Source organism: Pseudanabaena sp. UWO310, from assembly GCF_006861605.1.
Classification (GTDB): Bacteria; Cyanobacteriota; Cyanobacteriia; order Pseudanabaenales; family Pseudanabaenaceae; genus Pseudanabaena.
In genome coordinates, this window is sequence record NZ_SELU01000052.1 from 32558 (window position 1) to 39623 (window position 7066).

At 40.7% G+C, this 7066-nt stretch carries 5 protein-coding genes and 3 pseudogenes; 2 read left to right on the forward strand and 6 right to left on the reverse strand.

Annotated elements, in window-relative coordinates; translation table 11 throughout:
- Window positions 1-479 precede the first annotated feature (479 nt).
- Complete coding sequence (locus tag PseudUWO310_RS16460) at window positions 480-1862, forward strand: family 10 glycosylhydrolase (protein WP_190316057.1); 1383 nt, start codon at window positions 480-482, stop codon at window positions 1860-1862.
- A gap of 149 nt (window positions 1863-2011) precedes the next feature.
- Here the strand turns inward: PseudUWO310_RS16460 and PseudUWO310_RS23980 are convergent.
- The 4 genes and pseudogenes from PseudUWO310_RS23980 to PseudUWO310_RS16480 form a co-directional block, all read right to left on the reverse strand.
- Window positions 2012-2080 (reverse strand): annotated as a pseudogene (locus PseudUWO310_RS23980) (DUF433 domain-containing protein); the annotation flags it as partial.
- A 50-nt stretch (window positions 2081-2130) separates the two neighbouring features.
- Complete coding sequence (locus tag PseudUWO310_RS16470) at window positions 2131-3075, reverse strand: HEAT repeat domain-containing protein (protein WP_142603174.1); 945 nt, start codon at window positions 3073-3075, stop codon at window positions 2131-2133.
- Window positions 3076-3184: 109 nt separating this feature from the next.
- Window positions 3185-4051, reverse strand: a pseudogene (locus PseudUWO310_RS16475) (AAA family ATPase); the annotation flags it as partial.
- A 153-nt stretch (window positions 4052-4204) separates the two neighbouring features.
- Entirely contained in the window at window positions 4205-4786 is a 582-nt protein-coding gene (locus PseudUWO310_RS16480; protein WP_142603177.1) for a Uma2 family endonuclease, read from the reverse strand.
- Window positions 4787-4981: 195 nt separating this feature from the next.
- Here PseudUWO310_RS16480 and PseudUWO310_RS23375 point away from each other — a divergent pair.
- Window positions 4982-5116: pseudogene (locus PseudUWO310_RS23375) on the forward strand (IS982 family transposase); the annotation flags it as partial.
- A gap of 51 nt (window positions 5117-5167) precedes the next feature.
- Here PseudUWO310_RS23375 and PseudUWO310_RS16485 read toward each other — a convergent pair.
- On the reverse strand, window positions 5168-5839 hold the full coding sequence (locus PseudUWO310_RS16485) for an alpha/beta fold hydrolase (protein ID WP_142603179.1): 672 nt from the start codon (window positions 5837-5839) through the stop codon (window positions 5168-5170).
- Window positions 5840-5903: 64 nt separating this feature from the next.
- Complete coding sequence (locus tag PseudUWO310_RS16490) at window positions 5904-6995, reverse strand: HEAT repeat domain-containing protein (RefSeq protein WP_142603181.1); 1092 nt, start codon at window positions 6993-6995, stop codon at window positions 5904-5906.
- Window positions 6996-7066: the final 71 nt, after the last annotated feature.

A 7066-nucleotide genomic window follows, 5' to 3' on the forward strand; every position in this document is an offset into this window, starting at 1 on the left:
CCTAATACCAAGTTAAGAAATGGCGTAGCCATTTCTTAACTTGAAAACCCTTGCTAGGTTTAGTTTGTAATTCACAACAGTGTTGTCACACTTTCGTGAACTGGTATCGTGAACTGGTATAAGTACCTCAACATAATTAAAATTCAGCTCTCAAACCTGCGGCGCAGCGTGAGCCGCAGGTTTGAGGGTTTTATATTTAATTACGCCCATTAGCTACTTTGAGATATCTCCAATACATTGCCTGCACATCGCCAGTACATCGCCAATACATCGTTAATATATTAATGTGGTTCGGCAAAAAGACGCTTGTCGTTATACCAAGTTGCATAACAAACTCAGAATAGGTACTGCGATAAATCTAATTTTGCCGTAGCTCGATCGCAATTCAGTCAAAAGCATGGTTAAGGCTAGACTTAGAGTGAGAATTGCAATCAGTATTTCTACTTAGTTTATTTTAATTAGTTTAATTATCTATACCTATGCGACTCCTGCAACTTATGCCAAGTTTAATGCTGCAAGATTGGCAAAAATATCATCTTCGGTACAAACTGCGGTATGCATTTAAACCAAGTTTTAAACAACCAAGCTTTAAACAAATGTTGCGATCGCGCAAGCGTTTTTTGTCATTTCTTTTTGGAGTGACCTTTTCCTTTACCTTAATTTTGCATAGTCTTGTCCCCGCATGGCTGGGTAGCGATCTGGCGATCGCTCAAATAAAACCCCAAATCCCTCCACTTAGCAAGCCAGTTATCCCTCCATCCCCACCGATCGTCCAGCCCATAGACAAACGTCAAGAGATCCGTGGCGTATGGTTGACCAGTAATGACTTCTCCATGTTTAGCGATCGCCAACAACTTGGGGAAGCCCTAAAACAGCTCCAGAAATTAAACTTCAATACAATTTACCCAGTGGTATGGAACTCAGGCTATGCCATGTTCCCCAGCAATGTTGCTAGAGATGCGGGAATTCAGCCCTTTGTCTATAAAGGTTCGGAAGGACAAGATATTGTCGCTGACATCATCGCTCAAGGGCATAAAAACAATTTATTGGTGATGCCTTGGTTTGAGTTTGGCTTCATGGCTCCGCCCACTTCAGAATTAGCGACAATCCATCCCGATTGGCTAACCCAAGAGCGAGATGGGGATAAAACATCCGTATCCGCTGCTGGGGAAGTAGCATGGCTCAACCCTTTCCATCCAGAAGTACAGAAGTTTCTAACAGAATTAGTCCTCGAAGCCGTCTCAAATTACGATCTAGATGGGATTCAATTTGACGACCATACCAGTCTGCCAAAGACCTTTGGCTACGATCGCTATACCCTGAACCTCTATCGCCAAGAGATGAAAGAGGAGGCTCCCGCAAATGTGAACGATCCTGATTGGGTACGCTGGCGAGCCAACAAGATCTCGGCTTTTATGGCAAAACTAAACAAAGCGGTGAAGCAAAGAAAGCCTAACGTAATTTTCTCCGTATCTCCTAACTATTACGATTTTGCCTACAAGCAACAACTGCAAGATTGGCTAGGCTGGGTGCGCCAAAACATTGTCGATGAATTGATCGTGCAGGTCTATCGCAATGATTTAGAGGACTTTCGCGCTCAAATTAATCTGCCCGAAATTGCCGAAGTCCAAAATAAAATCTCTACAGGCATTGGTATTCTCTCAGGACTGCGCCACAGTAACGTACCGATGTCACAGGTTTACTCTCAAGTTATTACCGCCCAAGAGCGTGGTTTAGGGATCGCCTTCTTTTATTACAAGAGTCTATGGGGCTATGGTCCCGAACCTGCCCGCGATCGCCAAAAGGAAATTCAATATCTATTCCGCAATCCAGCACCAAGGCTTGCCAATAGAAATTACTAAGTAGTTAGGCATAATTAAAAACCAAAACCAGAAGAGCATACCGCCCGCACAGCGGGCGGTATGCTCTTCTGGGCTTTAAGTTTACTTATGCCTAGCTACTTAGCAAGGATCTGATGTTGAATAACTGCATATTTTTGGATAACTTCTTCCTAGCTCATGCCTCCAGCGAGGAAACCAATAATAATTGCTACGGGAATGCGTGTGCCTTTCAGTACTGGTTTGCCATGTTAAATTTCTGTGTCGATAGTAATGGCATTATCCATTTTGCCTAGACTTTGTAATAATTTTTCCAAGGTTTAGCTGCGTTAAAGTTAAAAATAGTCACTTGAAAATCTTGCGAAAGATTATATTCTTGCAATATATTTTGAACTGCATATGATTTTACGGCTGTTGCACAAGCATTAAGGAATAGCTCTAAACATTGTAATGACATCCCAGATTTCTCATATTCCATCTTCATCCACTTTTTCACGGACTCTATTTTGTATCCATCCCAGGGCAAATCCCCTAATCTCCATGTATTGAAATACCATTCACATTCATCACTATATGCGTCAGACAACTCAAAATCCTCTTGAGATGTCAGAAAGCTCAATTTTATTTGACCAGCCCAAGGCAAACAGCTTAGATCAAATCCATGAATTGTTTCAAATTTAAAACGTCTTTTCCAATCATATAGTTCATCCCATAGAGCATCTGCAAGATTTTCAATAAAACTATCCATGCCATGAATTGTTTCACCATGTACTTCTCCAATCGCAAATCTTCTTACTTCTTCATTTGGATGATTTATTGCTGATTCCAAGATAGGAATTATATTTTCGTGTTCAATTTCACCCCAAAATAGCATTTGATCTAGAATCTGAACGATCGCTCGTTGAATCTGCTCATCTGGATCGGCAAGGAACTCAGGTATATACTTCAAAACATCTCTATTAGAAACATATTTCATCAGATATACGGCACGCTGTCTATCTTCAAGGTCATTGCTATTTTTAAAGATGTTGTAGCAATGTTTCATGCCCAAAGGACGAAGAACTCTTAGAACTCCTTCTGATAAACACCAACCATCTTCTAAACTCATGCTGTACTCAACAGCTTGAGCAAAGAAATCCTCACCGAGAATTATTTCGAGTGCTTCCAAACCCATATAACCCGAATATTGATTAATTGCCCCGATTTCTGTTGCTAATTTTTTCCAGTTAACCTGCATATAAATTTCTCAGTCGATTATTACTGACCTTCGATCTTTAAGAAGTTTTTAATTTAATAGTTTAGGTTAACTCATTTTAGTTTTAATAATTCACATTGCCTACGGGCATATATTCTTGGATGAGCTTGCGTTGACTGACCCGATCGCCTTCAGCTAATAAGCGATCGCCTGCCTCTTTGAGAGTTCTCAAATCAAAGCTAGGTGGACGAAATTCGGGTAAAGCCTCCGTGCTATTTACCAAACGTAAGGACAAACGCTCTAGACCAATATCGTAGACAAATTTCCGTACTTGCTCGTCGTATAGGCTGGATCGCAGCGAGCCAAAGAAATCAATCGAGCGATCGGGATACATATCCACCAGACGCTCGATTTCCCATTGGGGAATATTATCGGGCGCAAAAATACCGCTGACAATACCAATGCGATCGGTGCGATCGGGCATCCAGAAAAACTTCTCCATCCGTCCATCCCGAACCAACGGCGCATACAAGGTCGAAAAATCGTTTCCCGTTACAATAATCGGTACGCGCCGAATCGGATTGCTATCATAGCTCCCGGGCAACTGCACATTGGTCGGATTGTCCGCAATATTCATTAATGTGGCATTAACTAGCTGCGTATTCACCGTATACTGCGTCGTCGAATCAACCCGACCCGCTCCCGCATCAAGATCGTTAATCAAAAGCGCACACATTTTGCCCCTTACCTTGACCAACTCCGCTGCTTCCCGATAGCGCATTCTAATCAATCGCGCAGGATCGCCAGCGTCAGGACTCTCTAACTCTCCACCCGACATTCTGATCGGCTCAATCCCCAATTTTTCAAATGCTAATTCGCATTGAAAAGACTTACCTTCACCCTTTCCTCCATGAATTCCTAAAATTAAGGGTACTGTCACATTAGGCAATTTCATGAAGTTTTTAGCTAAATGAACAGCAAGTTTATCCAAAAAGCGCGGTGAAATGTAATAAGACATACAGATTTATTTTTATAATTAGTCCCAATTTATCGTATTTTAAGCCTCTGTTTACATTTTATTTTTAGGTTTGAATTACTTTTTTGACATTCCCAACTTGCGATCGCCTAAATTCATCATCAGAAATAGCCAGCAAGGCGATCGCAATTCTAATCAAAAAGATAGCTTCTGAAATAGCTCCGATAATGGCATTGTGAAACCTTCAATAACATCTTCACCATCTAGGTCATCGGATTGTTTGAGTAAGCGATCGGGTTCTTGGGCAGAACGATAGACTAGGACATAATGTAATTTGAGATTAATTACCCAAACTAGGCGTGAGCCATTCTCAAAATATTCCACAATTTTTTGATCGATCTCGAAAATTGTGTTGTTGGGAGAGAGAACTTCGATCGCTAGATCGGGTGAGCCATCTAAAAAGCCATCGGGTAGTTCAGTAAGTCCCTGTAGTTTTTCCTTGGATACAAAGGAAATATCAGGCGATCGCTTGTTGCCATTCTTCATGGTAAAGGCGGTAGAATCAAGAATAATGCCAAGTTGTCTAGGCAAAATGTAATTCATTAAAGCCATGACTAGAAGGCTGCAAGTATATCCATGCAATGCACCTGAGTTTCCCCTATTAACCAGTTCTCCATGCACAAGCTCATAGCAATTTCCATCGGTTAGCGCCATTAGTTCGGCATCTGTCCAGATTTTTTTGTCTGTTACTGGAGTCGGGATTGTCAGTGTTTGCATTTCCAATTCCTACTAAGTCTGGCTTTTGAGTAGTTATTAAACGTGACGTGCAACTAAGAAAGTGCAAAAAAACTCACAGCCGAAAGTGTTAGAAAATAGGACTAACGCCATTAGCGGTGAGCATCATATTTTCTATGGAATATTTTATCATTGCTGTCTTTTGCAAAGTCGATGAACTGGTCAAAGAAATAATGGTTTCCAGCCTTAAAAAGTCGCACCACCTTTGTTCGACAAGCCGCTAATCTGTGGCAGTGCAAAGCAATGCTCCAACAAAAGCTAGCTCAACAATTGGATGCGCTAAACGACGATTTGCATTTGGTTGATGGCGTTTTGCAGTTTGAAGACTTGGTTGTTTCTTAATTCTTAGTTGCACATCGCGTTTTATATAGTTGATAAGACCACTCTGGGATTAGCCCAAAATTCTTGTATTGCTTGGATCACTCTAGGATGAGTTCGGAGATCAGGGTGGCTTAATCCATTTAAACAAACAAAATGGGCATGTTTGAACTTAGTCGATTCAACTGTAACCATTAAATCCCAACCACCGATAATATGCCCTGCGACAACTAATGTTGGAATTACAGCCGCAATTTTTTCGGCTAAGTATCGCCTATCTGCTCTAAGATGCTTAGCCATACCGATGCGAAGCCCTAAAGAATAGATTATTTTTGCCAGATCTGCCCCACCAATGGGAGAACCTAAAAGCACTAAAGATTCAATGCGATGCCACCATTCGGGATGGCGCGATAGTACTTCTACCCAGATGACTCCACCGAGAGATTTAGCAATAATCCGAGCAGGTATATCAGGATAATCTTGAAATGCTTGTGCTGCTGAGTGCGCTACCTTTTGAATAAGTGGTTCGATCGCAAAGTGGGTTTCAATAGAAAACTTAAATCTATCTGGTATTAGGGATGGTAATGAGCCTAGATAGGGGGCAATGATTACAGATTGAGGAGGCGAAACTTTTTTCGCTAGAACCTGCATAGTATAGTTGCCGTCACTCATACCATGTTGCGAAAATACTATGAGTTTTGGATATTGACCTTCCATAGGTGAAATTTTCCTCTGTAGATTTGTGATTATTGACCATACAGCAACTTGCTCACAAAAAGTTTTAGGATAATGCACTCCGTATTTTCTTTAATGCATCATTCACATCTGTAATTTGGCAAATCCACCCTTCTTGCTGTTCATCCTTTAGCGCTTTTCTTATTGCCTTAAGTTTAGCAATAGCATCTACTGCATAATTTCCTACTAAACTTCCATAGTTAACAAGAGCAGCGATCGCACGTTCTTGGACATTCCAATCATGTCCTTCGGTATCGTCTAATGCCTTAATGATTATAGGTACAGCTTTTTCAGGAGATACTTGCAATTTACCCATCGAGTTTATGGCATTACCTCTTATATACCATTCGGCAGCAGTTGCATTTTCTAGCAAAAGCTCACATAAATCTTCATCTTTTTTACCAGTGGAACCCAGTGCTAAAATTGCCAAGCTCTTAGTGTTCTCTGTTCTCGATTTAGCGATATCGATCAGAGGTTCGTATAATGATGCCGATTTTTCATCCATAAGCGAACAGGTAAAAAGGGTAGCATGAAGCAGATTTGTGTTATCTGAAAATAAGTGGAGCTTAAGCGCTGTAATTATTTCAGGGAATATGTTAGAAAGTTGGACTAATATTTCACCCATTGTATAAGGATGCTTATTGATTCCTCGTTTTTGCATTAAGCTAAATATCTCAGGAAGCGCTTCTATAGCTTTTACTCCCATTCCTTTGAGGGCATTACATGCCACCCATTCGATTTCTGGATCATCACTTATGAGCATGGACTTAATTTCAGCTATAGCTAATGACGCAAACTCGCCACAATGCTCAATCAGGGCGGATAAAATGAAATACCTGTCATTAATATAGTTATGGAAATCAAAGTCAACTTGCTTACCAACTCGGATTTCCTGTACATAATTAATACGAGAACTCACATAGGCTTTTATCACTTTCTTTAAAAGCGTCCCATCACCATCCAATTTAATCGCACTAATATAGAGGCTACTATCACTGCGTCCCATCGTATGCCAACGCCCTGCAATTAAATTGATTTCTTCAGTTAAAGCGGTAATTTTTTCTTTTTCATTAATGCTGGTATCGGCTAAGTGATTAATTAACGTGGCTAAGTGTTCAATGCGTTCAATTTCTTTCATCTTTATTTAATATATAGCTATACTCACTTAAGTCAGGAAATCCAAGCCAATAGAGAGTGGCGGCGCGAAGC